Here is a 273-nt window from a genome sequence, read left to right on the forward strand (position 1 = left end):
ACCAGGGCTCCTGGCTGATCCTGGAGAACACCTTCCAGGGCCTGCTGCGCTACCCGGCCGGCTCCCCGCAGCCGCAGCCCGACGCGGCCCAGTCCTGCGAGTTCACCGGCAGCGACGCCACCACCTACCACTGCACCCTGCGCACCGGCCTGACCTTCTCCAACGGCGACTCGCTGACCGCCAAGGACGTGGTCTTCTCGATCGACCGGATGAAGAAGATCAAGGACGACAACGGTCCGTCCTCGCTCTTCGACACCGTCAAGTCGGTCGAGG

General features: G+C 66.7%; 1 protein-coding gene. It reads left to right on the forward strand.

Annotated elements, in window-relative coordinates; genetic code table 11:
- A partial coding sequence (locus tag C7C46_RS34100; RefSeq protein WP_245985365.1) for an ABC transporter substrate-binding protein occupies positions 1 to 273 on the forward strand: 273 nt, incomplete at both ends.

It is taken from the genome of Streptomyces tateyamensis (genome assembly GCF_003205575.1).
Lineage (GTDB): Bacteria > Actinomycetota > Actinomycetes > Streptomycetales > Streptomycetaceae > Kitasatospora > Kitasatospora tateyamensis.